The sequence below is a fragment of the Aminobacter sp. 01T433 genome (genome assembly GCF_056398585.1).
The window spans coordinates 22,905-48,231 of the sequence record NZ_JBFTPR010000009.1; the positions used below are offsets into that span (position 1 = coordinate 22,905).

General features: G+C 62.6%; 25 protein-coding genes. 7 read left to right on the forward strand and 18 right to left on the reverse strand.

Features of this window, described 5'->3' with window-relative positions:
- Positions 1-17: 17 nt before the first annotated feature.
- The 6 genes from AC1DLV_RS16915 to AC1DLV_RS16940 form a co-directional block, all read right to left on the reverse strand.
- A complete protein-coding gene (locus tag AC1DLV_RS16915) occupies positions 18-776 on the reverse strand; it encodes an enoyl-CoA hydratase family protein (RefSeq protein WP_476801061.1) in 759 nt (252 codons plus the stop codon).
- 14 nt (positions 777-790) lie between these two features.
- Positions 791-1,858, reverse strand: coding sequence for an NAD(P)H-dependent flavin oxidoreductase (locus AC1DLV_RS16920; RefSeq protein ID WP_476801062.1), 1,068 nt, complete (start codon positions 1,856-1,858; stop codon positions 791-793).
- A gap of 127 nt (positions 1,859-1,985) precedes the next feature.
- A complete protein-coding gene (locus AC1DLV_RS16925) occupies positions 1,986-2,753 on the reverse strand; it encodes an SDR family NAD(P)-dependent oxidoreductase (RefSeq protein WP_476801063.1) in 768 nt (255 codons plus the stop codon).
- Positions 2,754-2,794: 41 nt separating this feature from the next.
- On the reverse strand, positions 2,795-3,331 hold the full coding sequence (locus AC1DLV_RS16930; RefSeq protein ID WP_476801064.1) for a nuclear transport factor 2 family protein: 537 nt from the start codon (positions 3,329-3,331) through the stop codon (positions 2,795-2,797).
- Between the two features lie 48 nt (positions 3,332-3,379).
- A complete protein-coding gene (locus tag AC1DLV_RS16935) occupies positions 3,380-4,555 on the reverse strand; it encodes an acyl-CoA dehydrogenase family protein (protein WP_476801065.1) in 1,176 nt (391 codons plus the stop codon).
- The gene (locus tag AC1DLV_RS16940) at positions 4,552-5,694 is read right to left on the reverse strand and encodes an acyl-CoA dehydrogenase family protein (protein ID WP_476801066.1); all 1,143 of its coding nucleotides are present in this window, start codon (positions 5,692-5,694) and stop codon (positions 4,552-4,554) included. Before AC1DLV_RS16940 ends, AC1DLV_RS16935 begins: the two co-directional genes overlap by 4 nt.
- 190 nt (positions 5,695-5,884) lie before the next feature.
- Here AC1DLV_RS16940 and AC1DLV_RS16945 point away from each other — a divergent pair, with 190 nt between their 5' ends.
- The 5 genes from AC1DLV_RS16945 (at position 5,885) to AC1DLV_RS16965 (ending at position 9,977) form a co-directional block, all read left to right on the forward strand.
- Positions 5,885-6,655 carry an SDR family NAD(P)-dependent oxidoreductase gene (locus AC1DLV_RS16945; protein ID WP_476801067.1) on the forward strand — a complete coding sequence of 257 codons (771 nt, stop codon included), beginning with the start codon at positions 5,885-5,887 and terminating at the stop codon, positions 6,653-6,655.
- 36 nt (positions 6,656-6,691) lie between these two features.
- Entirely contained in the window at positions 6,692-7,180 is a 489-nt protein-coding gene (locus tag AC1DLV_RS16950) for a nuclear transport factor 2 family protein (protein ID WP_476801068.1), read from the forward strand.
- 103 nt (positions 7,181-7,283) lie between these two features.
- On the forward strand, positions 7,284-8,162 hold the full coding sequence (locus AC1DLV_RS16955; RefSeq protein ID WP_476801069.1) for an SDR family NAD(P)-dependent oxidoreductase: 879 nt from the start codon (positions 7,284-7,286) through the stop codon (positions 8,160-8,162).
- On the forward strand, positions 8,159-9,052 hold the full coding sequence (locus tag AC1DLV_RS16960) for an SDR family NAD(P)-dependent oxidoreductase (protein ID WP_476801070.1): 894 nt from the start codon (positions 8,159-8,161) through the stop codon (positions 9,050-9,052). The genes AC1DLV_RS16955 and AC1DLV_RS16960 overlap by 4 nt, the downstream gene beginning before the upstream one ends.
- A gap of 184 nt (positions 9,053-9,236) precedes the next feature.
- Positions 9,237-9,977 carry a TetR/AcrR family transcriptional regulator gene (locus tag AC1DLV_RS16965; protein WP_476801071.1) on the forward strand — a complete coding sequence of 247 codons (741 nt, stop codon included), beginning with the start codon at positions 9,237-9,239 and terminating at the stop codon, positions 9,975-9,977.
- A gap of 49 nt (positions 9,978-10,026) precedes the next feature.
- On the opposite strand, the gene AC1DLV_RS16970 is transcribed toward AC1DLV_RS16965, so the two are convergent.
- The 9 genes from AC1DLV_RS16970 to AC1DLV_RS17010 form a co-directional block, all read right to left on the reverse strand.
- Complete coding sequence (locus tag AC1DLV_RS16970) at positions 10,027-10,632, reverse strand: VOC family protein (RefSeq protein ID WP_476801072.1); 606 nt, start codon at positions 10,630-10,632, stop codon at positions 10,027-10,029.
- Positions 10,633-10,659: 27 nt separating this feature from the next.
- Entirely contained in the window at positions 10,660-11,865 is a 1,206-nt protein-coding gene (locus tag AC1DLV_RS16975; protein WP_476801073.1) for an acetyl-CoA C-acyltransferase, read from the reverse strand.
- Between the two features lie 185 nt (positions 11,866-12,050).
- Positions 12,051-12,830: an SDR family NAD(P)-dependent oxidoreductase gene (locus AC1DLV_RS16980; RefSeq protein ID WP_476801074.1), complete on the reverse strand. Its 780-nt coding sequence runs from the start codon at positions 12,828-12,830 to the stop codon at positions 12,051-12,053.
- 13 nt (positions 12,831-12,843) lie between these two features.
- Positions 12,844-13,914 carry a phosphotransferase family protein gene (locus AC1DLV_RS16985; protein ID WP_476801075.1) on the reverse strand — a complete coding sequence of 357 codons (1,071 nt, stop codon included), beginning with the start codon at positions 13,912-13,914 and terminating at the stop codon, positions 12,844-12,846.
- Positions 13,915-13,923: 9 nt separating this feature from the next.
- Positions 13,924-15,132: an acyl-CoA dehydrogenase family protein gene (locus AC1DLV_RS16990; RefSeq protein ID WP_476801076.1), complete on the reverse strand. Its 1,209-nt coding sequence runs from the start codon at positions 15,130-15,132 to the stop codon at positions 13,924-13,926.
- Positions 15,133-15,197: 65 nt separating this feature from the next.
- On the reverse strand, positions 15,198-15,998 hold the full coding sequence (locus AC1DLV_RS16995; protein WP_476801077.1) for a CoA-transferase subunit beta: 801 nt from the start codon (positions 15,996-15,998) through the stop codon (positions 15,198-15,200).
- A gap of 11 nt (positions 15,999-16,009) precedes the next feature.
- Positions 16,010-16,888, reverse strand: a complete 879-nt coding sequence (locus AC1DLV_RS17000; RefSeq protein ID WP_476801078.1) for a CoA transferase subunit A — start codon at positions 16,886-16,888, stop codon at positions 16,010-16,012.
- 50 nt (positions 16,889-16,938) lie between these two features.
- The gene (locus tag AC1DLV_RS17005) at positions 16,939-19,032 is read right to left on the reverse strand and encodes a 3-hydroxyacyl-CoA dehydrogenase NAD-binding domain-containing protein (RefSeq protein WP_476801079.1); all 2,094 of its coding nucleotides are present in this window, start codon (positions 19,030-19,032) and stop codon (positions 16,939-16,941) included.
- Positions 19,029-20,039: an NADPH:quinone oxidoreductase family protein gene (locus AC1DLV_RS17010; RefSeq protein WP_476801080.1), complete on the reverse strand. Its 1,011-nt coding sequence runs from the start codon at positions 20,037-20,039 to the stop codon at positions 19,029-19,031. Before AC1DLV_RS17010 ends, AC1DLV_RS17005 begins: the two co-directional genes overlap by 4 nt.
- A 225-nt stretch (positions 20,040-20,264) precedes the next feature.
- Here AC1DLV_RS17010 and AC1DLV_RS17015 point away from each other — a divergent pair, with 225 nt between their 5' ends.
- Positions 20,265-21,020, forward strand: a complete 756-nt coding sequence (locus AC1DLV_RS17015) for an SDR family NAD(P)-dependent oxidoreductase (protein WP_476801081.1) — start codon at positions 20,265-20,267, stop codon at positions 21,018-21,020.
- A gap of 105 nt (positions 21,021-21,125) precedes the next feature.
- On the forward strand, positions 21,126-22,664 hold the full coding sequence (locus AC1DLV_RS17020; protein WP_476801082.1) for a class I adenylate-forming enzyme family protein: 1,539 nt from the start codon (positions 21,126-21,128) through the stop codon (positions 22,662-22,664).
- A gap of 126 nt (positions 22,665-22,790) precedes the next feature.
- On the opposite strand, the gene AC1DLV_RS17025 is transcribed toward AC1DLV_RS17020, so the two are convergent.
- From AC1DLV_RS17025 to AC1DLV_RS17035, 3 genes are read right to left on the reverse strand one after another with little or no spacing between them, the layout of a single operon-like run.
- A complete protein-coding gene (locus AC1DLV_RS17025) occupies positions 22,791-23,576 on the reverse strand; it encodes an SDR family NAD(P)-dependent oxidoreductase (RefSeq protein ID WP_476801083.1) in 786 nt (261 codons plus the stop codon).
- Position 23,577: 1 nt separating this feature from the next.
- Complete coding sequence (locus tag AC1DLV_RS17030; protein WP_476801084.1) at positions 23,578-24,333, reverse strand: SDR family NAD(P)-dependent oxidoreductase; 756 nt, start codon at positions 24,331-24,333, stop codon at positions 23,578-23,580.
- Positions 24,330-25,226: a branched-chain amino acid ABC transporter permease gene (locus AC1DLV_RS17035; protein ID WP_476801252.1), complete on the reverse strand. Its 897-nt coding sequence runs from the start codon at positions 25,224-25,226 to the stop codon at positions 24,330-24,332. Before AC1DLV_RS17035 ends, AC1DLV_RS17030 begins: the two co-directional genes overlap by 4 nt.
- Positions 25,227-25,327: the final 101 nt, after the last annotated feature.

A 25,327-nucleotide genomic window follows, 5' to 3' on the forward strand; every position in this document is an offset into this window, starting at 1 on the left:
ACGTCCTGCTGTCTTGATTATTTCTTGAAGTCGGATTCACGCTTGCCGACAAAGGCATCACGGGCTTCCTGCGATTCCCGGGTCAGGTAGGCTTGGGCCGTGAACCCTTGCTCCCAGCGATATTTCTTCTCGAGATCGCCATCCTCGATGCCGTTCAGCGCCTCCTTGGCGAGCCGGATCATGATCGCGCTCTTGGCGGCGATGGTCTTTGCCAATTCCATCGCGGCAGCACGCAGCTCCTCGCGCGGAACGATCTTTTCGACAGCACCCAGGCGGTAGGCCTCGGCCGCATCGATCGGCTCGCCGGTAAAGTACATCTGGCGCACCTTCTGGACCGGAAACAGGCGTTGCAGATGCGCGCCAGCGCCTAGAGCGCCACGGTCGACTTCCGGCACGCCGAATGTCGCGTCGGGCGAGCAGATGATGATGTCGGCCGAGCCGCAGATGCCGATGCCGCCGCCGAGAATGTAGCTATGCGCCGCCACGATCACCGGCTTGAGGCCACGATGCACGGCGCGGAAGGTTTCCCAGTTGCCGGCGTTCACCTCAGGGATGCGCTCGGGATGCTTCTGCAGTTCCTTGATGTCGACGCCAGCGCAGAAGCCCCGACCTTCGGCGCGGATGACGATCACACGCACCTCAGGGTCGGCATTCAGCCCGTCGATGGCCTGCGAAAGCTTGCGCCAACCAATGCTGTCGAGCGCATTGACCGGCGGGTTTTCGATCACCAACTCGGCAATGCCGGCGTCGATCTTGGTCCAGAACTGATCGCTCATCGCGAGACTCTCCTTCACTTCGTGGCGACGAGCGCCGAAATTTCCCTCAACCGCGCTTCGGCCTCGGCGACGATGCGTGTAATCAGCTCCTCGCAGCTTTCGAGCTTGTCGATCATCGCTGCCGCCTGGCCAGATGGCAGCAGGCCGGATTCGGTGTTGCCTTCGACCACGCCACGTTGCACCAGCGTCGGCAGGTTCGGCGCCATCACCGTCTGGGCAAAACTGTTTTCGCCGCTCGACAGAACCTTGAGCCCGAGCTTGGCCATGGCGATCGGGCCGAGGCCAGCCTCCTTGCCCCACTGGCGGGCGTATTTCATGCTCATCGCCAGCCGCGCCGGCAGGCCCATGCTTTCAAGGCGCCTGATTTCGGCATTCTCGATGAAGCGCTGCGGCATGCCGTCGACGGCGGTCGTCGTACGGATCAGAGTCGGGTCCTTGGTGGCGAGGTAGCGATCAAGCGCTGAACGCGGGACCGGCGATTCCTTGGTCATCAAGAAGCGCGTCCCCATGGCAATGCCGGCTGCGCCATATCCGAGAGCGGCCGCCAGGCCGCGACCGTCGAAGAAGCCGCCGGCGGCAACGACCGGCACCTTCACCGCGTCAAGCACCTGGGGCAACAGGATGGTGGTCGGCACGGCACCCGTATGACCGCCTCCCTCGCCGCCCTGCACTGTGATGATGTCGGCACCAAGTTCAACAGCCTTGATCGCGTGCTTGACCGCGCCAACGGTCGGCATGCAGACGACGCCGGCGTCCTTCAGCCGCTTGATCGTCTTGGCATCGGGGCCGCGGCCGTAGCTGACGGCGCGAACCTTGTGCTTGATGACAGCCGCGATCACCTCTTCAGCGTTGGGCTGGAACATGTGAAAATTGACGCCGAAGGGACGGTCGGTCTTCGACTTGATGGCAAGGAGCTGGTTTTCGACGTCGCCAGGCTCCGTGGTCGCACCGGCAAAGAAGCCGAAGCCGCCGGCATTGCAGGTGGCAGCCGACAGATTGGCGTCGGCGACCCAGCCCATGGCCGTCTGCACCACCGGGAAGCGGCTGCCGAGGCGTTCGCACAGGACGGTATGCAGGCTCATGATCATTCTCTCTTGCTGATTTCGGCGACCGCCACTTGCCCTATCGACATGGGGCGATCGCGCTGTCTCGTTTCAAATGATGCGCCGCACAAAGGCGAACATCGTCTGAATGAACTAACGGCCCTTTTCAGTAGAAGACGCGGCCGCCATTGACCATCAGCGTCTGACCGGTAATGAAACGTGCCTTGTCGCTGGACAAGAACACCACCGCGTTGGCGATGTCTTCAGGCTCGCTCAGTTCGCCCAGCGGGATCATGTTCTTGGCGCGCTCATAGGCGTCCTTGGGAATGCGCTGCATGGCGCGCGTGTTCGTCGGCCCAGGGCAAACCGCGTTGACGTTGACCTTGAACGGCCCGAGTTCGCGAGCGAGCGAGCGGGTGAAGCCAAGCACGCCGGCTTTGGCCGAGGCATAATCGACTGTGCCGATGTCACCATTCATAGCCGAGTCGGACGAGATGGACACGATCTTGCCCGAGCGGCGCTCGCGCATGTCTTCAACCACCTGACGGGTGCAGGTCAGCGTGGTCATGAGCGATACGCCGACGACGAACTGCAGCGTTTCGGGCTTGGCCTGCCAGAATTCCGAGTAATTCTCCCGCGCGGTCTGCCCGATGTTGTTGAGCAGGATATCGACGGGCCCCAGCTCACGCTTGATGCGGGCAAAGCTATCGACCACGACCTGCTGATCCGTCAGGTCGCCGACCAGCGGCAGCGCGCGCACATCAAGCGCCCGCACCATTTCGGCGGTCTCGGCAAGAGCATCGGCCTCGCGGTCGAGAATGGCGACGTCAGCGCCTTCCTGCGCATAGGCGATGGCGGCTGCGCGGCCGATGCCGTTGCCGGCACCCGTCACCACGGCAATCTTGCCTGCGAATTGTCTCGTTTGTGCAGTCATGTTTCCTCCGCGCGGAACGCCCGCTTTTGCACTTTTCTGGATCAGCCACCGAAGCGGCCGAACAATTTCAGGACCTCGTATGACAGGTCACCCGATCCTGGCCGCCCGGGCGGGCTGCCGGCGGCGAAATCGCGGTAGGCATCGGCATCTACAGCTCGCTTGGTCGACCAGTCGAGCGTGATCGAACGGCCCGTGAAGCGCCATACACCGTCGTCGCGCCGGTAGCGGTCGAGGCTGCGGCTGCCGGTGATGACTTCATGGGCGTCGGCGCCATGCGTACGGTGATAGTTGATCTTGTAGATCTCACCTTCGGCACGGTCGCCGTCGATTTCGAAGCTGGCATTGACGACGTAGTGTGCGGTCGCGGCATAGTTCGACAGCGCCTTTTCGACAAAGGCGACATAGGCGTCCGGCCCGCCGACGAACATCTCGCCATGCACCTCGTGAGCATCGTCGTGATAGAGGCTGCGCAGCAGCGCAAAATCACGCCGGTCGACCGCCCGCGAATAGGCCGTCACCAGTCGCCGAAGCGCGTCGCGCGCCGCAAGTTCGCCCAGGTCCACCTCCCGAATGCCCATACAGGTCCTCCCAAACCTCACCGCGCCAGGGCGGCGCGAATGTATTCATCACAGCTTGCCGCGCGGCTCCTTGGGCATGCCAAGCCCCTGCTCGGCGATGATGTTGAGCTGGATCTCGTTGGTGCCGCCGTAGATCGTGTCGGCGCGGGCAAACAGGAACATCTGCTGCAGTCGCTCGCGGCGCGGATCGTTGGAAACGATGTTGGCGTCCATGCCCAGCACATCCATGGCAAGCTTGCCGAGGTCGCGGTGCCAGTTCGACCAGTGGTATTTGTAGGCAAGGGCCTCGCGGCGCGTTTCCGCCGAGGGCTCGTCGCTCAACACGCGCATGGCAAGGTAGCGCATGGCACGCAGCCCGACCCAGGCGCGGGCAACACGCTGGCGAATGGCTGGCGAGCGGTCCGAACCGTTCTCCTTGGCGATCTCGACGATCAGGTCGAGTTCCTGCTGGAAGCCCATCTGCTGGCCAAGCGTGGAAATGCCTCGTTCAAAGCCAAGCAGCGCCATGGCGATCTTCCAGCCGTCGCCCGGCTCGCCCAAAACATGCTCACCCTTGGCGCGGGCGCCATCGACGAACACCGAATTGAATTCGGAACCGCCGCCGATCTGCTTGATCGGATGGATTTCAACGCCCGGCTGGTCAAGCGGCATCAGCAAAAAGATCAGCCCGTTGCGCCCGACCGATGCATCCTCGCAGCGGGCCACGACGAAGATCCAGTCCGACAGATGCGCAAGGGAGGTCCACACCTTCTGGCCAGAGACGAGCCAGTCGCCAGTCTCGGCTTCCTGCCTGGCGCGGGTCTTGATGTTGCCGAAGTCGGACCCGGCACTCGGCTCGGAATAACCCTGGCACCAGAATTCGGTACCGCTCAGGATACCGGGCAGGAAGCGCAGTTTCTGCGCCTCGGTTCCGAAGGCGATCAGCGTCGGCCCGATCAGCCCTTCGCCAATATGGCCCATGCGGCCCGGTCCGCCGGCACGGCTGTATTCTTCCTGGAACACGACCTGCTCGGCGACCGAAAGTCCGCGTCCGCCGTGCCCGACTGGCCAGCCGGGACAGGTCCAACGACCGGTTGCCAGTTCGCGCTCCCATTCCTTGCGCAGTACCGGCAAGGCATCGCCCTCACCGGAGCCGCCGCGATGCTTGAGCGCCGCGAACTTGCCGACCAGATGTGTGTCCATCCAATCGCGCACTTCGGTGCGAAACGCGTCGAGATCGCTCATGAACGGCCTCCATGACTGAATACGGCTGCGGCAATGCGGTCGAGATGAGTCTCGCGCGAGCCGAGCAGGCAAACCGACGCCTGGGCGCGTTTGAAATAGAGGTGAGGATCGTATTCCCAGGTGAAACCGACACCGCCATGCAGCTGGATCGCTTCCTCGGCGGCGAGATACTGGACGTCCGAAGCCACGATGCGCGCACCAGCGATTTCGAGTGCGCTTTCGGCCACTTCGACATGACCGAGGGACGCTGCAGCGCCAAAGACCAGCGAACGCGCCTCGGCGATGTCGACGACCAGCTTGGCGCAGCGGTGCTTGATCGCCTGGAACGACGCGATGGTGCGGCCGAACTGCACGCGCTCGGATATGTAAGCGAGCGTAATGTCCAGCGCGCCTTGTGCCGCTCCGACCTGTTCGGCGGCGAGGCCGAGATTGGCGAATGACAATGCCTGCTGGAAGGCGGCTTGAGCCACGCCGCTGGCATCGATACGGCTTTCCGCCGACACTTCGAGCCTCGCCAGCTCAAGCGAGGCAATCGAGCGGGTGGCGTCCATCACCTTGAGTGGCGTGATTTTCTGGCCGGCGTCGCGCGCCAGGGCAAAGAGTGCAAGCTCGCCACCCTCAAGCCGGGCCGGGATCAACACTACGTCGGCGGCGGCGAGATCGATCACCTGGTCGACCTTGCCGTCAAGCCGGTAACCGCCTGCCGTCTTCGTGGCCTTGATCGCAACCATCGCTAGCGGATCGGCCGCGGAAGCCTCGGCATAGGCAACGGTCATGGCCACTTCGCCGGCGGCGATGGCGCCTAGATATTTCGCCTTGGCTTCTTCGCTTCCCACCAACTGCATAAGTGGTGCTGCCAGGCACACCGTCGACCAGAAAGGCACGCAGGCAAGTCGCGAACCGGTGAGTTCCATCAGGATGGTGACTTCGGTCGCGCCGAGGCCTAGTCCGCCGAATTCCTCAGGGATTGCCATCGCGCACCAGCCGAGTTCGCGCGAAATGCTGTTCCACAGATCGGCATCATATGCGGCGCCGGTGTCGATCACGCGCCGGATGGCTTCAGACGAAGACTGCTCGCGCAAGAAGCGCTCTGCCTCCTCGCGGATCATCTGCTGGTCGGATGTGAATTCAAGGATCATGCGGGTCCATCACGCGTGAGGTGCGGCTTCAAGCTATCGGGCTTGGCAATGAATGCGAAAGCGCTTCATGCCGGATGCCATTGACTGACGCCAGCAGCATCGTCCGAATGTGGGATGCCCGTTCGCCTTGGCCGCCACTCTATGGAAGACCGATCGGCATTTGGCGGCCGCGACTTCAGTGGAGGAAACAATGGGGCTCAGGCGTTTCGACAACAAGGTGGTGCTCGTCACCGGTGCGGCAACCGGCATCGGTCGTGCCACAGCCCTGCGCCTCGCTTGCGAAGGCGCGACGCTGATCCTCGCCGACCGGAACCTCGAAGGTGCGCAAAAAGTCTGCGCTGCCGCCACCGAACAGTATGGTACGCGCGCCAACGCGATTGCCTATGATGCAGCGGACACGGCCTCCGCTCGACGCATGGTCGACGAAGCGTTCGCCCTGCATGGCCGCCTCGACAGCCTGATCAACAATGCCGGCATCTATCGCCGCGATCACTTCGCCAAACAGACCGGCGAAGAGTGGTCGCTGGTCTTCGGCATTAACCTGGAAAGTGTCTTCCATGTCGTGCACCAGGCGCTGCCGGCGCTGATCGCCTCGCGCGGCAATGTCGTCTCGACCGCTTCGACCGCCGGTCTCGACGGCATCGCTTATGCCGCTGCCTATGCCGCGTCCAAGGCCGGTATCATCGCCATGACAAAATCGCTGGCGACCGAATATGCACCCAAGGGCGTCCGCTTCAATGCCGTCTGCCCGGGCCGGGTGCGGACCGAGATAGGCACCGGCCTGTCGCCCATCGAGGACCAGGATCCGGCCATTTCGGTCCGCCCCTCGAAGCTCCTGGGCAAGGTCGAGACCGGCGAACCCGAAGACATTGCCGGCGCCTTTGCCTATCTCGCCTCCGACGATGCCTCTTATGTCTCGGGCGCGGTCATCGTGGTCGACGGTGCACAGACTGTCGGCTGAAGGCGAAGCGACTCGTTCAAATCACTGGAGGATCCCATGTCGGATACCGAAACGCGGCTCGCCACGCTCGAAGCGCGGATCAAGTGCCTGGAGGACCAGCTCGCCATCTATCAATTGCTGGCGACATACGGCCCTTCGGTCGACAGCCGCACAGGCGACGTCACAGCCTCCCTCTGGGCGGAAAATGGCAGCTACGACTACGGTGCCGCTCCGCTGGAAGGCGCTGCCACCGTCGGTTCGCTGGTCAATATCGAGCCGCATGTCCACTATGTCGCTGACGGCTGCGCCCATGTCATCTCCATGCCGCATGTCTCGGTCGACGGCGACCGGGCGGTGGCTACCGGCTATTCACGCGTCTACCTCAACCAGGGCGACCATTGGCGCGTCGAGCGTGCCGGGGCCAACCGGTGGGAGCTGGTCCGCACCGCCGAAGGCTGGCGGGTGCAGAACCGCGTCAACCGCTTGCTGAACGGCCAGCCGGAAGCCCGCGCTTTGCTGTCCGAGGGCATCAAACTCAAGGGCTAGCGCTCGCCTTGGGATCCGATCGGGCGCAGGTGATGACATCGTCCAAATGTGGGATGCCCCAATCGTTCCCCGTCGCCATGCTCTGCGCCCGGGAGGACACGAAATGAAGTCACTTGAAGGCAAGGCGGTGGTCATCACCGGGGCCGGTTCCGGCCTTGGCGCTGCCTATGCGCGCCACGCGGCCGGGCAAGGTGCAGCTGTAGTTGTCAACGACATCAGCGCCCAGGTCGCCCAGGCGACAGTCGATGCTATCACCGCTTCAGGCGGCAGGGCCGTCGCCCACGCCGGCGATGTATCCTCCTGGAGCTACGCCCAATCGCTGGTCGACGCCTGCATCGACGCGTTCGGTGCCATATCGGGCATCGTCAACAATGCCGGCATCCTGCGCATCGGCAAGATACTCGAGCTGACTGAAGCGGATCTTCGCTCGATGATCGAGGTCAATCTGATCGGCACCGCCGCCTGTGCCAGCCACGCGGCGCGGCGCATGCTGGCTGCCGGCAAAGGCGGATCGATCGTCAATGTGGCCTCGGGCTCGCAAGCCGGCGACATCGCGCTCGGTGGCTATGGCGCGACCAAGGGCGGCGTAGCCTCGCTGACCTATAGCTGGGCAATGGAACTGCGCGGCACCGGCGTCCGCGTCAACGCATTGTCGCCGCTGGCCGAGACCGCAATGGCCGCTCAAAACAAGACGCTGATGGCCGAACAGGCGGCCAGCCGCGAGGTGCACTACGCCGCCCTGCCCGATCCTGAGATCAACGCACCAGTCGTCAGCTTCCTGCTCTCCGATGCCGCCGAAAAGATCAATGGCCAGGTGGTGCGCATCGCCGGCAAGCAGCTGTCATTTGTAACGCATCCCTTGATTGCCAACCCGGTTCTCGAAGGTGACTGGAACGATGTTGCGGTGAATACGGCGTTCGCCGAAACCCTGGCCAACAACCAGCAACCTCTCGGCCTCGGTTACGCGAGGAGCCCCCATTGAGCGCGCAGAATACGGATAGTCCGGTCGCGGTCGTCACCGGCGCTAGCCGGGGCCTTGGCCGTGGCATTGCGATTGCGCTCGGTGAAGCCGGCTTCACCGTCTACTGCACCGGCCGCAGCGACAAGTCGGCTATCGGCTCTTGGGGAGGCACCGTCCGCGAGACCGCCGAGGAAATCGACAAGGTTGGCGGCAAGGGCATCGTCGCTATCTGCGATCACCTCGACGACAGCCAGACCGAGGCGCTGTTCAAGCGTGTCGATGCCGAACAAGGCCGCCTTGATCTTTTGGTGAACAATGCTTTCGCCATGCCCGACTGGGCCGTGCCGGATGGTAATTTCTGGGAAAGGCCGCTGACGCTTTGGCGTGACATGATCGATATCGGGCTGCGCTCCAGCTATGCAGCAAGCCATTTCGCCGCCCAGATCATGGTTCGCCAGCGCTGCGGGCTGATCGCCAACACCTCCGGCCCCGGTGGCAAGGCCTATCGCCACAGCCTGCCCTACGGAATCGGCAAGGCCGGTCAGGACAAATTCGCGCATGACATGGCCCATGAGTTGCTACCGTTCAACGTGGCTGCGATCTCGCTATGGCCGGGACTGATCGGCACCGAACGGACATTGGCGGGCATCGCCGCCGGAAGCGTGGTCGGCGACAATGCTGGCAGCTTGCCGCATCTTGAAACGCCCTTCTTCATTGGCCGTGTTCTCGCAGCCATCCACGCCGTGGGAGACGCCATGCCGCTCAGCGGCGGCACCTTCTATTCGACCGAACTTGCCGAGCGTTACGGCGTCATGGATGCCGATGGCCGCCGCCCGGTGTCGCGCAGGCCGATGTTCGGCCCCCCGCTCTATCAGCCGGTTTCCGGCGATCTCGGCGTGGGCACATCATGATCCTGGCTGGCTATGACAACAAACCTGCATCATCGCAGGCTTACAGATGTGCGAACCGTATTATATTCGAATTGACCACAGTCTTGGGCTGCGGACGATTCGACCCACGGTTGCTTGCGAAACAATCACGGGCCGGTGTTCGCCCACTGAGCCTGGAGATTCGGCGTTGAGCAGGATGGCGCGAATGACACAAACGGATACGGCTGGTATCGGCGCGGACGCTTTGGATCGCGAACTCTCTGCACGCGCGTCCACAAACCCGCGCAAGGAACTGGTTCGCGAACAGCTGATCGACATCGCCGCCGAACTTTTCGACAGCAAGGGCTACGTCCAGACCAGCATCAACGACATTGCCCAGGCGCTCGGTCTCGGCCGCTCGGCGGTCTACCACTACTTCCGCAACAAGGAAGAGATGCTTGCGGCCTTGGTCGAATCCGAAGCACTCACGCCTTCGCATCGGCTGCAGGAACTGATGGCCTCACCGGGCCTGTCGGCGTCGGACAGACTGCGCCGCGCGGTTGTCGACGGCATTGTCCGCAGGCTGTCTTCGGGCGCTCGATTCATCTTGCTGTCGCGCCTGGAAACGCAGATCCCAGAAGCTCTCGGCCCGCTCTACAACCAGGGCCGCCGCCATATCTACGATTTTTACGTGCGCTGTATTTCAGACGGCATGGCGAGCGGCGAGTTCCGCGCGGTTGACCCCAAGGTCGCCGCCTTCGCCGTGATCGGCATGGCCAACTGGACGTCGCGCTGGTACTCGCCTTCCGGCGCCAAGACGCCGACAGAGATTGGCGAGATCATCGCCGATCTGGCGCTCGCCGGCCTGCGCGCCCATCAAGACCGGCCGCACGACGAGGAAGCCGTGCGCCAGACAATCGCCGGCCTGCGCCAGCAAATCGACGATCTGGAAAAGCTTGTGAAGTGAGCCTTTGTCGGCCGCCGGTCACACCGACGGCCAACACCAACGATCAGGTTCAGTCGAACTTCACGCCGGCATGCGTGATGAAGGCGCTGTAGGTGTCGAAGCGGATGATCGGGTCGGTGCCCTCATAGGCGCGGATATGATCCAGCACCGCCTGGCGCGAACGGCGCCACATCGGCGGAACGATCTCCAGCATCGGCCCATAAAGCGAAGGCGACTTGTAGTAGATGATCGACTGCGTCTGGCCGGCGACGCGGATTTCATAGTCGCGTACATAGCCAGCTGCCTCGACGCGCTTCGTCGCTTCGTCGTGATGATGCACCCAAAAGCCAAGGTGCTGCAGACCCTCGCGTCCTGCATCGAGAAAGTCCGTATAGGGCGATGATGCGTCGTTGGTCTGTTCGATGAGCTCGATCTGGACGTCGCCCATGTAAGCGAATGCCAGCCTGAGCTCGACTTGTACGGGTTCGCCGCGATGATAGGTCGTGCCGACCGGCTGGCTGACCCCGCGCTCCATGAAGATGAACGGACCGACGCCGAACACGTCGATCCAGTGGCGCATCGCGGCTTCGATGTCGCGAACGACGAAGCCGAGCTGGGTCGCGGGGCCGAGTATGGGCCTGAGACCTTGTTGAATTTCGATCTCGCTACCAGTCATCGAACGCCCTCCCCGCAGTTCCATTCGTCAGTTGAATATTTCGAACAGTCCGGCAGCCCCCATGCCGCCGCCGACGCACATGGTGACGACGCCGTATTTCACGCCACGGCGGCGTCCTTCGATCAGCAGGTGGCCGCTGGTGCGGGCGCCGGTCATGCCGAAAGGATGGCCGACCGCGATGGCGCCGCCATTGACGTTGAGCTTTTCCGGGTCGATGCCCAGCATATCCCGGCAATAGACGGCCTGGCTGGCGAAGGCCTCGTTCAGTTCCCAAAGGCCGACGTCATCGACCTTGAGCCCGTGTTTTTGCAGCAGCTTGGGCACGGCGTAAATCGGACCGATGCCCATCTCCTCGGGCGCGCAGCCGGCAACCGCCATGCCGCGATAGGCACCGAGCGGCTTCAAACCGAGCTGTTGTGCACGCTTGGCTTCCATGACCACCAATGCCGCTGCACCATCGGAGAGCTGCGAAGAATTGCCTGCAGTGATGTATTCACCTGCCTTGATCACTTCGCCGTCGGCGAAAACCGGCTTCAGCTTGGCCAGGCCTTCAAGGTTGGTATCGGCGCGGAAACCTTCGTCCTGCGTCAGCGTCACGTCCTGGAAGGTCGTTTCGTTGGTCTCCTTGTTGACCACCATCTTGCGCGAGGCCATCGCAACGATCTCGTCGTCGAAACGTCCGGCCTGGTGGGCAGCCGCCGTACGCAACTGGCTCGCCAACGAGAACTCGTCCTGGGCTTCGCGGCTGATGCCATATTTCCTGGCAACGATCTCGGCGGTCTCGATCATCGTCATGTACATATGCGGCCAATGCCCGGTCACGGCCTGCGAGCGCGCGCGAAAAGTATTCTTGTGCTTGTTCTGGGTCAGGCTGATCGACTCGACGCCACCGGCAACGACAGTTTCCATGCCGTCGACGATGATCTGCTTGGCGGCGATCGACAAAGCCATCAGGCCCGACGAGCACATGCGGTCGATCGTCATGCCTGGGACACTGTCCGGCAGGCCAGCGGCGGCGGCACTCAGGCGACCGATGTTGTAGCCCTGCGTGCCCTGCTGGGCCGAACAGCCCAAAATGACATCCTCGACCGCGTCGGGGGCGATGCCCGCTCGCTTGACTGCTTCGCGCACTGCATGGCCGGACAGTGCGGGGGCTTCGGTGTCATTGAAGGCACCGCGAAAGGCCTTGCCAATCGGGGTACGGGCGACTGAAACGATAACGGCTTCGCGCAAGGGATGGCTCCAGAAATGCTATGTTTCGGCAAGGAACCGGAGCCAAAGTGGGCGTTTGCGCCGCGCTTCGAAACGTCCGGAACCGAAGTTTTCCAACCACTTGCCTAGGAGCGAGCCAGGGGTTGAACATCGTCTGAAAAGACTAACGGCCGATGCGGGCTCGAAAACCCCTGCCTGAAATGCGATCAGACGTGGTAGCCGCCATCGACATTGATGACTTCGCCTGTGATGAAGCCGGCGCGGCTGGAGGCCAGGAACGAAACGGCTTCTGCGATGTCGATGGCCTTGCCGTTGCGCCGCAGAGGCGTGTTCATCGCAGCCGCTTGCGTGTATTTCTCGTCGATAAATCCGAGCTTGGTCAGCTCCGTGTGCTGGCCGGTCTCGATGATGCCGAGCGCCACGCCATTGGCGCGGATACCGTAGCGTCCCTCTTCCTTGGCCACGCCCTTCATCAGCGCATGCACGGCGGATTTCGGTACTACCGACAATCCGTCAGCCGAAGCATAGCGATATTGCGCCGAGCTCTGGCAGGCGACGATCGAGCCGCGCGCCTTTCGCAGATGCGGAATGGCGAAATGTATGACGTTGAAGAAGCCGAACGCGTCCTGCATCAAGTGCTTGCGCATCTGTTCCGGTTCGATCTTGCTCAGATGGATCAGCGGCACGAGCGGCCCGGCGGCATAGACGACCGTGTGGATACCGCCGCCAGCCTCGGCAACACCGTCGATGAAGCCGCGCGTCGCTTCGACATCCTCGATATTGAGCTTGTGGATGGAGGCCTTGCGGCCCTCACCGCGTACCGCCTCTGCCGCCGTTTCGGCTTTGGCCTCGTTGCTATGATAGGTCAGCGCCACGTCGCAGCCATCACGCGCCAGCACCCGGCAAATCTCGGCGCCAACGCCGCCGCTGCCGCCAATGACGATGGCTGTACCTTCAGCTGGATATAGCGCTTGCGTCGTGCCCATGCGGCTCGCTCCCTTATGATTTCATCGCCAGTTCGGCGTAGCGCCAGCCGAATTCGGCCACAGGGCGCGCCAGCGCGCCGGCTTCGCGCGCATGCGCATTCGACGCGTTGCCGTCGACGACGCGCTTCATGATGCCCTGGCGAATGCCGGCCACGCGAAACAGGCTGTAGGCCAGGTAGGCATACCAATGCCGATCCGAGACCCCCTCCTGCCCGGTCGCCTTGAGATAAGCGTCGCGGTAGCTGCGCTCATCGGGGATGCCGAGTCCTGATATGTCGAGGTCGCCGAGGCCACGATAGGGCTTGTTCGGCAGGCGCCAGGTCAGCATGTGATAAGCAAAATCCGCCATCGGCTCGCCCAGCGTTGACAGCTCCCAGTCGACCAGAGCCAACACACGCGGCTCAGTCGGGTGGAACAGCATGTTGTCGATGCGGAAGTCGCCGTGGATCAGTGAAGTGCGGGTTTCCGGAGGGATGTTGTCAGGCAGCCATTCGATCAGCCGGTCCATCGCCTCGATGGTTTCGGTTTCCGAAGCGCGATACTGCTTGGACCACCGCGCCACCTGGCGCGAGACATAGTCGCCGGGCTTGCCAAAACTATCCAGCCCAATCGCTTTGTAGTCGGTGTTGTGCAGGGCAGCTGCGACGCGGTTCATCTCCATGTAGATCGCGCGACGCTCGGCCGGCGACTGCTCCGGCAGCGACGGCGCCCAGAAGGAGCGGCCCTCGACAAAATCCATGATGTAGAACATCGCGCCAACGATGGTCTCGTCGTCGCAGAGCAACCGTGCCCCTGCCACCGGTACGTCGCTGTCCCGTAGCGCGCTGATGACGCGGAATTCGCGGTCGACTGCGTGTGCCGAGGGCAATAGCTTGCCGTCCGGCTTCTTGCGCAACACCAAGCTGCGCTTGCCGTTGAACGAAAGCAGCATCGTCGGGTTGGATTGTCCACCACGGAAGCGCTCGACCGTGAGCGCGCCCCCGCAGCCTTCGATGTTGGCTTTCAGGTAGGCGTGAAGGCGCTCGACATTGATCGGGCTGTCGGCGGCGAGCGGCTCGGTACCGACGAAACGGCTGGCGTCCATAACCCGCCCTCAGCCGATATCAGCGTATTTGGCCAGCTCGATGCGTCCGATCTGGTTGCGGTGCACCTCGTCGGGACCATCGGCGAAACGCAGCTTGCGGGCATGCGCATAGTAGTTGGCGAGCACGAAATCCTGTGAAACGCCGGCCGCGCCATGTGCCTGGATTGCCCAGTCGATAACCTTGCAGGCCATATTGGGGGCGGCGACCTTGATCATGCCGATCTCGGCGCGCGCTGCCTTGTTACCGACAGTGTCCATCATGTAGGCGGCCTTCAGCGTCAGCAGACGCGCCTGGTCGATCATGATGCGGGATTCGGCGATGCGCTCCAGCGTCACCGACTGTTCGCCGATGGGACGGCCGAACGCTACGCGACTTTTCACGCGCCGGCACATCAGTTCGAGGCAGCGTTCGGCAAGGCCAATCAGGCGCATGCAGTGATGGATACGGCCAGGTCCGAGGCGGCCCTGCGCGATCTCAAAGCCGCGGCCTTCGCCAAGCAGCATGTTGGCTACAGGCACGCGCACATCCTCGAAGGTCATGTCCATGTGGCCATGCGGCGCATCGTCATAACCGAACACGGTCATCGGGCGCAAAACCTTGATGCCAGGCGTGTCCATCGGCACCAGGATCATCGACTGCTGTTGATGCTTGGCAGCGTTGGGATCTGTCTTGCCCATGAAGATCAGCAATTCGCAATCCCGGTCGCCGACACCAGAAATCCACCACTTGCGGCCGTTGATGACATAATCGTCGCCGTCGCGGACGATGGAACTCTGGATGTTGGTCGCGTCACTGGAAGCGACATCCGGCTCGGTCATGGCGAAGGCCGAGCGGATCGAGCCGTCGAGCATGCCGGGCAGCCAGCGCGCCTTTTGATCCTCGGTGCCGTAGCGCTCGATGGTCTCGATGTTGCCGGTGTCAGGCGCCGAGCAATTGAAAATCTGCGACGAAAAATGCACCCGGCCCATGACTTCGCACAATGGTGCGTATTCGGTGTTGGTGAGGCCTGCACCATGGCGGGATTCCGGCAGGAACAGGTTCCACAGTCCGGCAGCCTTGGCCTTTGCCTTCAATTCTTCGAGGACAGCAGGATGGCCCCAGCGGTCGGCTTCCACTTCGTCGTGATAACGGCGTTCGTTCGGATAGACATGCTCGTCCATGAAGGCGTTGAGACGCGCGAGCAGGTCTTTGGTCTTTGCGCTGTATTCGAAGTCCATGTTCCGTCCGCCGCTGCTATTTCAAGAGAGGTGCCGCCGGCTGGTTCACCGGCGGCGAGTGCGTATCAGGCAGCGCGGACGCCTGAAGGATTGCCCTTCAGCACGGTCGCGCGGACATTGTACGGGTCGAGCTTGGCGATGATCGCCAGCTGTTCCTCGGTAGGTGCCGCCGTCGTGGTCATGCCTTCGGCGCGCAACAGCGGGAATCCGGTTGCGTCCTGCACCTGCTCGAAGGTGACACCTGGATGCAGCGACAGCACCTGGGCGGCGTGATCGGGGCCGTTAAAGTCGAACACGCACAGGTCAGTGATGACAACGCCGAGGTTCACTTCGGCAGGCTTGGTGCCTTCCGGCCAGTTCTTGGCGTTGTAACCGACGCTCGCCACCACATCGACTTCACCTTCAACGAAGGTGCGCTTGGAGTGGTTGGGCAGGAACATCGAGTTCTTGTGGCAGATCGAGTTACCTGGAAACCCGCGAACGCCCAGCATCGCAACCTTGGGCTTCTGGAAATCACCGCCAAGTGCGGAGATGTTGCCCTGGCCGTAACGGTCGACCTGAACCGGTGTCACCATGGCATGGCGACGGCCGCTCCAGACGCTGTCGAAGACACGGCTGTAAGGCATCCAGCCAGAAAGCTTCGGTTTGTAGTCGCCGCGCGGTCCGAGCGGGATCGGGTCCTCGACGAGATAGGCCTCGCCGTCCGTCATCATGATGCCAGGCGCGCAGGTGAGCTTGGCAAGGCCGGCCGCCAGGCGCGGCAGCGGGCCAATGCCAGTGGCAAGAACCTCGCCATCGGCCGCCCAGGCTTGTGCGCCGGTGGCGATGATCAGTTCGGCAAGCGTGAATTCTTTTGCAGTCGTCATATCGTGTCCGATCAGAAAATAGGGAGCGGCAGGGCGCGGATCTGGGCTTCGCCGCCCACGCTCGCGATGTAGCTGGCCTCGTCGCCCTTCACATGCTGGTCGACATAGCGCTGCCAGCCGCCCTCTTCGGTCGCCGACGCGGCATAGGCCTTGAGGTGTCCCATATCCCAGCCATAGGCGTCGTGCGCTGCGGTCGGGTGGGCGCCGAGCGGTGCCTTGACCACGCCGGTGACCAGGCATCGCTCGAACAGGTTCGACTTCGCCTTGTCGGAATATTCATCGCCGATGCGGTCGACCAGAACTTCGGTGGTGACGAACACCTTGTCGGCGGCACGCGCGAACAGGCCGTCGAAGAACGGGTCTGGGCCATCGGTCTGGGTGTTGCCCAACAGGTCGGCGCGGCTTACGTGGATCAGCGCAACGTCGAGCTTGATTGCCGGCATGGCGAGCAGCACTTCGCCGTCGTCGTATGGCGACTTCACGGTCTTGAAGTGCGGGTTGTACTTCATGACGTCCGAACCAAGGCCGACGCGGGTCGCTGCGAAAGGCAAATTGTGACCGGCGGCCTGGAGACCGAGCAGCAGCAGACCCTCGTCGAGTTCGCTGACTTCCACTGCACCTGCTTCGCGTGCCTTGCGGAAATAGGGCTCGATCGGCATCGCATCGAGCGACACGAAGCCATACATCAGCTTCTTCACCTTGCCGGACGCGCACAGCATGCCGATCTCGGGACCGCCATAAGCGACCAGCGTCAGATCCTTGAGATCGGAACGCAGGATCTCGCGCACTAGGGCCATCGGCTTGCGGCGGGGACCCCAGCCGCCAAATCCGATCGTCATGCCGTCGCGCAATTGGCCGACGACCGATTTCAGGTCCATTTCCTTGTTCATAGATACCTAATCCGTTTGTTCTTCGTATTGTTACGGCAAGGATCCACGGCTCAGCCGTAGAAACCCCTGCCCTCGGCTACCAGCCGCTCTATGAGCGCGGCTGGCTTGAAATACTGGTCGCCCACGAGGCCGGCATATTTGTCGAGCGCAGCCTTGACCTTCGCCAAGCCGATCTGGTCGGCGTAGAACATCGGTCCGCCCAGATAGGTCGGGAAACCGAAGCCATTGGTCCAGATGACGTCGATGTCACCAGGCCTTGCGGCCGCACCTTCGTCGAGGATCTTGGCTGCCTCGTTGACCATGGCGTAGAGGCAGCGTTCGAGGATTTCCTCATCGGTGATGATGCGTGCGACAAAGCCGCGTTCCTTGCGGTGGGCCTCGAGCAGTTCGTCGACTGCCGGGTCATGCGAAGCCTTGCGGTTCTCGTCATAGACATAATAGCCCGCGCCCGACTTCTGGCCGAGACGACCGGCAGCCACCAGGCGGTCGACGATGTTGCACTGCTGCTCACGTGGCGACATCCGGGCGACGCGCGCCGCCCTGGCTGCGGCCATGATGTCCATGCCGGCGAGATCGGCCAGCGCGAACGGCCCGATCGGGAAGCCGAAGGCGGTTAGCACGCGGTCGACCTGTTGCGGTGTCGCACCGTCCTCAAGCAAAAACTGAGCTTCGCGCGTCCGCTTGGAAAGCATGCGGTTGGCAACGAAACCTTCGGAACGCCCGACCATGACAGGCACCTTGCCGAGACGCTTGCCGAGCGTTGTCGTTGTCGCAAGTACGTCGGGAGCAGTGTTTGCCGCCCGGACATTTTCGAGCAGCTTCATGACGTTGGCGGGGTTGAAGAAATGCATGCCGGCAACACGAGCTGCGTTCTTGCTCGTTGTGGCAAGCTCCTCGATATCGAGGAACGAGGTGTTGGTGGCGATGATCGCGTCATCGCGCAGCACCGCATCGAGCTTGGCGAAGACCTCCTTCTTGACGTCGAGCTGTTCCGTCACCGCCTCGATGACCAGATCAACGTCACCGATGCCGTCATAGGAGGTCGTGGTGGTCAGAAGCGCCAGGCGGCGCTCCATGTCCTCGGCCGTCAGGCTGCCGCGCTTGACGGAGCCCTCGTAGATCTTGCCGATCGCCTTGGTGGCGGAAGCCAGACCTTCGTCGGTGAGGCCGATCAGCGTCACCGGAATGCCGATGTTGAGGAAGCAAGCAGCGATGCCGCGCCCCATCGTGCCAGGGCCGACAATCGCGACCTTGTTCACGTCACGCGGCTTAACGTCCGCACTGACGCCGTCGATCTTGAGGGCTTCGCGTTCAGCCGCGAAGATGTGGCGCAGTGCCTTGGACTGCGGCGAAACCAACAGCTCCTTGCAGGTCTTGTATTCGAGCGCGATCGCCTCGGCGACCGACGTCTCGGTGACCATCTTGAGCAAATCAACCGCAACAAGAGGTGCCTTGAAGCCTTTGTATTTCTTCGTCAATGCGGCACGGTTGGCCTCGAGCGCAGCCGGATCGAAGGCAGGCACTGGCAGGTCACTGGTGCGGCGAACCTTGGCACCATCAGCAATCACCTTCTCGGCGAAAGCGATGGCCGCAGCCTTGAGGTCACCCGACACGAGCTCGTCGATCAGGCCTTTCTCGCGGGCATCGCGCGCCGAAATCTGGCCGCCTTCGCTGATCATCGTCAGCGCCTGTTCGACGCCGATCAGGCGCGGCAGACGGACGGTGCCGCCCGATCCCGGCAGGATGCCAAGCTTCACTTCGGGCAGGCCGACCTTCGAGCCGTCGAGGGCAACGCGGTAACTACAGGCCAGCGCCACTTCGAGGCCGCCGCCGAGCGCGGTGCCGTGGATGGCGGCTATGATTGGCTTGGTGGCAGCGTCGAGGGTTTCGATAACTTCGCCGAGCAGCGGCGCCACCATCGGCTTCTTGAATTCATGGATGTCGGCGCCGGCAATGAAGGTGCGGCCCGCACAGACGATCACCATGGCGCGCGCTTCCGCATCGCTTTCCAGCGCCTGAATGGCGTCGATAAGCCCAGCGCGCACTGAGTGCGACAGCGCATTCACGGGCGGATTGTCGACTGTTGCGACCAGAATATTGCCGTGCTTTGCGACCGAAACGGTCTTGACGAGTTGCTCGGTCATGCCGGCACTCCTTCCCTGCTATTGCCACTAGTTCCGGTGACCAGAACCACCTTGCCCTTGACCGCGCGCTCCATCACCACGTCGAGCGCTTCGGCGAAGCGTTCGAGCGGATATTCGGCCGAGATGTGCGGCTTAAGCTTGCCCTTGGCGAACCAGTCCATGAGCTCGGCGATGTTGGCCGCGTTCTTTTCCGGTGCCGAGCGCGCATAGGCGCCCCAGAAAACCCCGATCAGCGCCGACTGCTTGAGCAGCAGAAGGTTGAGCGCGATCTTGGGAATGTCGCCGGCGGCAAAGCCGATCACCAGATGCCGCCCGAACAAAGCAAGGTTGCGCACGGCAGTTTCGGTCAGCGCTCCGCCGACCGGGTCGTAGACCACATCGACGCCCTGCCCGTCGGTCAGGTCTTTGACGCGCTGGCGCAAATCCTCGGTGGAATAGTTGATTGTCTCGTCCGCACCATATTCGCGGCACAGCTTAAGCTTTTCGTCGCTGGAGGCGGCGGCGATGACGCGAGCGCCCATCTGCTTGCCGAGTTCGACGGCCGTCAGGCCGACGCCACCGGCAGCACCAAGGACAAGCAGCGTCTCGCCAGGCTTGATCTGCGCCCGATCCTTCAATGCGTGATGCGAGGTCGCATAGGTGATGAGGAAGCCCGCAGCTTCGACAAAGCTCATTTCGTCCGGGATCGGGAACACGCGCCAGGCATCAACCGCCACCTGCTCGCCGTAACCGCCGATACCGGCAAAAGCCAGCACGCGCATGCCGGGCTTCAGATGCTCGACACCCGCACCTACGGAGCTGATGACACCAGCCACTTCGCTTCCCGGCGAAAACGGCCGCTCGGGCTTAGTCTGGTATTTGCCCTCGACCATCAACCCGTCGAAGAAGTTGATGCCGCAAGCCTCGACGCGGATGACAACCTGACCGTTCCCGGCCGATGGCGCGGGAGCCTCTTCAATCCTGAGCTCTGCCCTTGGGGCGAACTCCCTGCAGATGACTGCCTTCATTTCCCTACGCCGTTTCTTGCTGCCATTTCGGCGCTGCCAACATCTTTGATCGAGGCAAGGAATGGGACAGCGGCACAGGGCAAACATCGTCTGATGGGACTAGTCATCGGGAACCCGCCTATTTGCGCTGGAAACGAAGAGTTTGATGCGCAGCGTTAGTCTTTTCGGACGATGTTGCGGGCGCCATCGCGCGCAGGTTCGCGCAAACATATCAGGAGGAAAAACATGGCCCGTCTGGCAGGCAAAGTCGCATTCATCACTGGCGCAACGGGCGGCATCGGCGAGACCGCCGCGCGGCTGTTCGCTCAGGAAGGGGCCAAGGTCGCCATTGCCGGCCGAAGCCGCGACAAGGGCGAAGCGATCGCCGCCTCGATCAATGCCGCGGGCAGCGTTGCCATCTATGTCGAAACCGATGTCACCGAGCCCGACAGTGTTGAAGCCGCGTTCAAGGTGGTGATGGATACTTGGGGCCGTCTCGACGTGCTTTATAACAACGCCGGCGGCTCAAGCTCTGCCGACGGCCCGGTGACTGTGGCGCCGTTCGAGGAATTCTGGCGCTGTATCAAGCTCGACCTGTTTGGTACCTGGGTCTGCTGCCGCAACGCCATACCGCTGATGCAAAAGTCGGGCGGCGGCTCGATCATCAACTGCTCGTCCATCGTCGGCGCCATGGGCATTCCCAACCGCGACGCCTATTCGGCGGCCAAGGGCGGCATCATCTCGCTGACGCGTTCGATGGCCGTCGAATTCGCCAAGGACAACATCCGCGTCAACACGCTGGTCCCCGGTGCTGTCGCCACCGAGCGCGTGCTTGGCTTCTTCGAGCGCGAACCGCATCTCAAGGCGCAGTTCGACGCCTATCTGCTCGGCATCGCCGAGCCGATCGATGTGGCCAACGCAGCACTTTACCTCGCATCCGACGAATCTCGTCGCATGACCGGTCACCAGCTACCCATCGACGGCGGCATCCTGATCTCCTGACTGGTGCTTGCCGATAGGCCTTAGTCTGTGCAGACGATGCCCTGTGGTGCGCGCGGGTTTTCAAGTCGGCGCAGAATCCCAATTTGCAAGTGCAGGAAGACGAGCATGGAAATCCTGAGCCAGATCCTGGCGCGCAACGCGCGGCTGATCGGCGACCGCCGCTTCATCGTGACCGACACGGAAACGATTACATATGCGCGCTTCAGCGAACTGACCGCGCAGCTTGCCAATGTGCTGGCAGCGCGTGGCGTCACCAAGGGCGATCGCGTCGGGCTGTATCTGCCAAGCACGCCGATGATGGCGATCGGTTTCTGGGCCTGCCAGCGCCTCGGCGCGATCCCCGCGCCGCTCAGTGCCATGTTCCGCCACGCCGAGCTGCGCAAGATCGTCACGCAAACCGGTATGAAGGCGCTCATCGCCGACGGTTCGACCTGGCCTTACTTCTCCGAGATTCGCGACGAGTTTTCAGAGCTGAGCCACTGCCTGGTTGCATCCGGCGATGCTGGCGCCGACGACCTCGGCACCTTGATGGCCGAAGCCCCTTCGACCTTCGACGATGCGCCTTGCAATATCGACGATATCTGCGCCCTGTTTTTCACCTCCGGCACGACAGGCGCGCCCAAGGGTGCTGCCCAGTCACAGTTCAACCAATGTTCGACACTGCGCGACATGATGGTGTCGCACCGTACGCGCTTTGCTCAGGAGACCTATCTCTGCGCGGTGCCGCTGTTCACCAATTTCGGCCTGACGGTGACGCTCAATCTGTGCCTCTACACCGGTGGCACCATCGTTTTGCACGAACGCTGGGACACGCAGCGCGTTCTGGCCGACATCAGCAAGCACAAGGCAACCTATTTCGGCGGTACGCCGACCATGTATGTCTACATGGTCAACGAGGTCGACCCGACCAAGCACGACCTGTCCTCGCTGCGCATCTGCACCACCGGCGGCTCGCCAGTGCCGCAGCCTGTCATCCGCCGCTTCGAGGAGCTTTCCGGCGCGCGCGTCACCCAAGTGTATGGCTCGACCGAAACCAGCGGCCAGAACGTCATGGAACCCACCGCTGGCATCCGCAAGGCGGGCTCCGCCGGATTGCCGGTCGGCAGTTCACGTATTTCCATCCTCGACGACGACGGCAATCAGGTACCCCAGGGCGAGATCGGCGAAGTCATCATCTCGGGCGATTGCGTAGCCCAGGGCTACTGGCAGGACGAGAAGGCAACGGCCGAAGCCTTTGGCAATGGCGGCTGGAAGTCAGGCGATCTCGGCTATGTCGACGAGGACGGCTATCTGTTCATCGTCGACCGCAAGAAGGACGTCATCATCGCCGGCGGCCACAATGTCTATCCGCTCGAAATCGAAGCGCTGCTCTACAAGCACCCTGGCGTCGCCATGTGCGCGGTTGTCGGCGCACCTGACGAGAGTAAAGGTGAAATCCCTGTAGCTGTCATCGTCAAGGCTGAAGGCCAGGAAGTTAGCGCCGAGGAAATCACGCGCTACTGCCGCGAAAACCTTGCCGCCTACAAGGCACCCCGCGCCATCCACTTCATCGACAATATGCCTGTCGAGGCCGCCAAGATCCGCAAGCGCGAGCTTGTTCTGGCACTGCGTGAGAACCGCATGGACGATTTTCGCAACACCTAAAACTGTTTGCTGCCAGCAATGAAAAGGCCGCTCCAGGCTGGAGCGGCCTTTCTTCGTTATTAAAAATAAAATCAATATCTTCTGCTGGAACGATAATAAGGCAATAGAAAAAATTCGCCTGGAATGTCAGGCGCTCGCCACTTCGCCCGCACCGCCGAATGCGCTCCAGCCGCCATCCACCGGCAGCACCACACCGGTAATGTAGGACGCCCAGTCCGACAGCAGGAACACCGCGGCCTGCGCCATTTCTTCCGGCGCGGCCAGGCGCCCGAGCGGCGTGCGCTTTTCCAATATGGTCGGATCGAATGCCTGGCGCTCGAGCAACGCCTCGACCATCGGCGTACGTGTATAGGCCGGGGCGATCGCGTTGACGCGGATGCCCTGAGGCCCCCATTCGCAAGCAAGCGTATGCGTCAGATGATTGATGCCAGCTTTCGCCGCAGCATATGCCGAGCGGCGCGGAAAGCCGCCAAGCCCGACGATCGAAGAGACATTGACGATCGAACCGCCCTTTTGCTCCAGCATGGGCCGTGCCGCCGCCCGGCACATCAGATAGGTGCCGCGCAGATTGACGTCGATGACACGCTGCCAGCGCTCGACAGACTGCTCGTGGACAGGCAGCAGATCGTCGCCTATCCCGGCCGAATTGAAAACGAGGTCGAGGCCGCCCAGCGCGGAGATGGTCTCTGCAACCATCCGTTCGCTGTCGACTTCGCTTGAAACATCGCCTTGCGTGACGGCCCTGGCACCTGTTCGCGCCTGTGCCTCGTCCAGCTTGTCCCGGCTGAGGTCGGCAATGACAATTTCGGCGCCAAGATCGTGGAGCAGCTTCGCCGCCGTTTCCCCAATGCCGCTGGCGCCACCGGTCACCAGTGCACGCTTGCCATCGAGCCTGATTGCCGGTGCTGCCATGTCAAGCGTCCGGATCGCCGCCGTCTCCCGCATCCTGGCGGAAGTGATAATCGGGCTGCCATTCAGCGCGTGGCTGCATGTGCAATCGCCAATAGGCGTCGGCGACCAGATCGTGGTCGTAGGGTGTGCCCGCCTGCATCGTCCCATGGATGGCGACAGTGCAGACATGCACGCCGGCCTCGGACAGCTCTTTTTCGAGCGAAAGCCCGAAGCTACGTAGCGCCGCCTTGCCAAGCGAGGTCACGCCCCACTCAATCCATGGACCGAAAGCCAGCACGCCGCCGGTAAGCAGGATCGTGCCCCGGCCGCGTTCGACCATGTCAGGCGCAACCGCCTGCGCGGCATGCAGCGCGCCCGCAACGTTGGTCTTGAAGGCATCGACGAGGTAGTCGACGCTCGCCGGCTCGCCATGCGCCTTCCAGCCGTCGGCGGTGCCGTATTTCACCTCTCCCATGCGCGACGGTGTCACGAACCGCGCCGGCTCGATGATCGCTGCATTGTAGACCAGCACCCCCGGTGCGCCATGCCGTTCGCGGATCGCGGCATGCACCTTGTCCATCTGTTCGGGGTTGCCGGCGTCGCCGACAAAACCAGCCACGTCCAAACCTTCCGCGCGAAGCTCCTGCTCGTAGCGGGTGATTGCCTCGGCGCGGCGACCGACAAAGGCCACCTGATGGCCTTCACGCGCGAACTTCTTGACAAGCGCCTGGCCGAGACCCGGGCCCATGCCGATGACGACGGTGGACGGCGCGCTCATTGCGCCACCTTTGCCTTGGCCGTGGCGTCTGTGCCTTGGGTTTTGCGCTCGGCCCGGTTCGCCAGGAACTCTTCCAGCGTCCCGATCACGCCCTTGCGCAGGAACAGCACGCACAGGACGAAGATCACGCCCTGGATCACCACCACCCACGCACCGAAGGTCGCCAATTCACGCTGCAGGGTAACCAGCACCGCCGCACCGACCACCGGCCCGAGCAGCGTGCCAACGCCGCCTATCAGCGTCATCAAGAGCACGTCGGCCGAGGTCATGAAGAACACGTCGGCAAGCGAGGCGAGCTGGAAGATGATCGCCTTCATCGACCCGGCCAGCCCCGACAGCATCGCCGACAAGGTGAACGCGATCAGCTTGAACCGGTCGGTCGAATAGCCGAGCGAAATGGCGCGCGGTTCGTTCTCGCGGATCGATTTCAGCGTCTGGCCGAAAGGCGAATGGATGATGCGGTAGACGAAGGCAAAGCCTGCCAGGAACACCGCCAGGGTCACGTAATACATGTTGAACGTGTTGGAGAGGTCGATCACACCGAACAGCGTGCCGCGCGGCACCGACTGGATGCCGTCCTCGCCATGTGTCCAAGGTGCCTGCACCGCATAGAAATAGATGATCTGGGCAAGCGCCAGCGTGATCATCGCGAAGTACAGTCCCTGGCGGCGGATCGCCAGCCAGCCAAACAGCACGCCGACCGCCGTTGCAGCCGCGACACCCATCAGAATGCACAGCTCGGTCGGCAGGCCCCAGGCAGCAGCCGCATGCGCCGTCACATAGGCCGACGTGCCGTAGAAGGCGGCATGGCCGAAAGCGAGCAGGCCGACATAGCCAAAGATCAGATTGTAGGCCAAGGCAAACAGCGCCAGCACCAGGATCTTCATGCCCATGATGGGATAGACCAGGAACGGCAGTGCAATGCCACCGACTGTGAAGACGGCCAGCCAAAGCCTGCCGTTTTCGAGGAAGCTGCCGGCGCGGCCGGACGAAA

Coding starts and splice junctions, on each gene's coding strand:
- AC1DLV_RS16915 (WP_476801061.1), bottom strand. CDS start 776: ATGAGCGATCAGTTCTGGACCAAGATCGACGCCGGCATTGCCGAGTTG.
- AC1DLV_RS16920 (WP_476801062.1), bottom strand. CDS start 1,858: ATGAGCCTGCATACCGTCCTGTGCGAACGCCTCGGCAGCCGCTTCCCG.
- AC1DLV_RS16925 (WP_476801063.1), bottom strand. CDS start 2,753: ATGACTGCACAAACGAGACAATTCGCAGGCAAGATTGCCGTGGTGACG.
- AC1DLV_RS16930 (WP_476801064.1), bottom strand. CDS start 3,331: ATGGGCATTCGGGAGGTGGACCTGGGCGAACTTGCGGCGCGCGACGCG.
- AC1DLV_RS16935 (WP_476801065.1), bottom strand. CDS start 4,555: ATGAGCGATCTCGACGCGTTTCGCACCGAAGTGCGCGATTGGATGGAC.
- AC1DLV_RS16940 (WP_476801066.1), bottom strand. CDS start 5,694: ATGATCCTTGAATTCACATCCGACCAGCAGATGATCCGCGAGGAGGCA.
- AC1DLV_RS16945 (WP_476801067.1), top strand. CDS start 5,885: ATGGGGCTCAGGCGTTTCGACAACAAGGTGGTGCTCGTCACCGGTGCG.
- AC1DLV_RS16950 (WP_476801068.1), top strand. CDS start 6,692: ATGTCGGATACCGAAACGCGGCTCGCCACGCTCGAAGCGCGGATCAAG.
- AC1DLV_RS16955 (WP_476801069.1), top strand. CDS start 7,284: ATGAAGTCACTTGAAGGCAAGGCGGTGGTCATCACCGGGGCCGGTTCC.
- AC1DLV_RS16965 (WP_476801071.1), top strand. CDS start 9,237: ATGACACAAACGGATACGGCTGGTATCGGCGCGGACGCTTTGGATCGC.
- AC1DLV_RS16970 (WP_476801072.1), bottom strand. CDS start 10,632: ATGACTGGTAGCGAGATCGAAATTCAACAAGGTCTCAGGCCCATACTC.
- AC1DLV_RS16980 (WP_476801074.1), bottom strand. CDS start 12,830: ATGGGCACGACGCAAGCGCTATATCCAGCTGAAGGTACAGCCATCGTC.
- AC1DLV_RS16985 (WP_476801075.1), bottom strand. CDS start 13,914: ATGGACGCCAGCCGTTTCGTCGGTACCGAGCCGCTCGCCGCCGACAGC.
- AC1DLV_RS16990 (WP_476801076.1), bottom strand. CDS start 15,132: ATGGACTTCGAATACAGCGCAAAGACCAAAGACCTGCTCGCGCGTCTC.
- AC1DLV_RS16995 (WP_476801077.1), bottom strand. CDS start 15,998: ATGACGACTGCAAAAGAATTCACGCTTGCCGAACTGATCATCGCCACC.
- AC1DLV_RS17000 (WP_476801078.1), bottom strand. CDS start 16,888: ATGAACAAGGAAATGGACCTGAAATCGGTCGTCGGCCAATTGCGCGAC.
- AC1DLV_RS17005 (WP_476801079.1), bottom strand. CDS start 19,032: ATGACCGAGCAACTCGTCAAGACCGTTTCGGTCGCAAAGCACGGCAAT.
- AC1DLV_RS17010 (WP_476801080.1), bottom strand. CDS start 20,039: ATGAAGGCAGTCATCTGCAGGGAGTTCGCCCCAAGGGCAGAGCTCAGG.
- AC1DLV_RS17015 (WP_476801081.1), top strand. CDS start 20,265: ATGGCCCGTCTGGCAGGCAAAGTCGCATTCATCACTGGCGCAACGGGC.
- AC1DLV_RS17020 (WP_476801082.1), top strand. CDS start 21,126: ATGGAAATCCTGAGCCAGATCCTGGCGCGCAACGCGCGGCTGATCGGC.
- AC1DLV_RS17025 (WP_476801083.1), bottom strand. CDS start 23,576: ATGGCAGCACCGGCAATCAGGCTCGATGGCAAGCGTGCACTGGTGACC.
- AC1DLV_RS17030 (WP_476801084.1), bottom strand. CDS start 24,333: ATGAGCGCGCCGTCCACCGTCGTCATCGGCATGGGCCCGGGTCTCGGC.
- AC1DLV_RS17035 (WP_476801252.1), bottom strand. CDS start 25,226: ATGGGCATGAAGATCCTGGTGCTGGCGCTGTTTGCCTTGGCCTACAAT.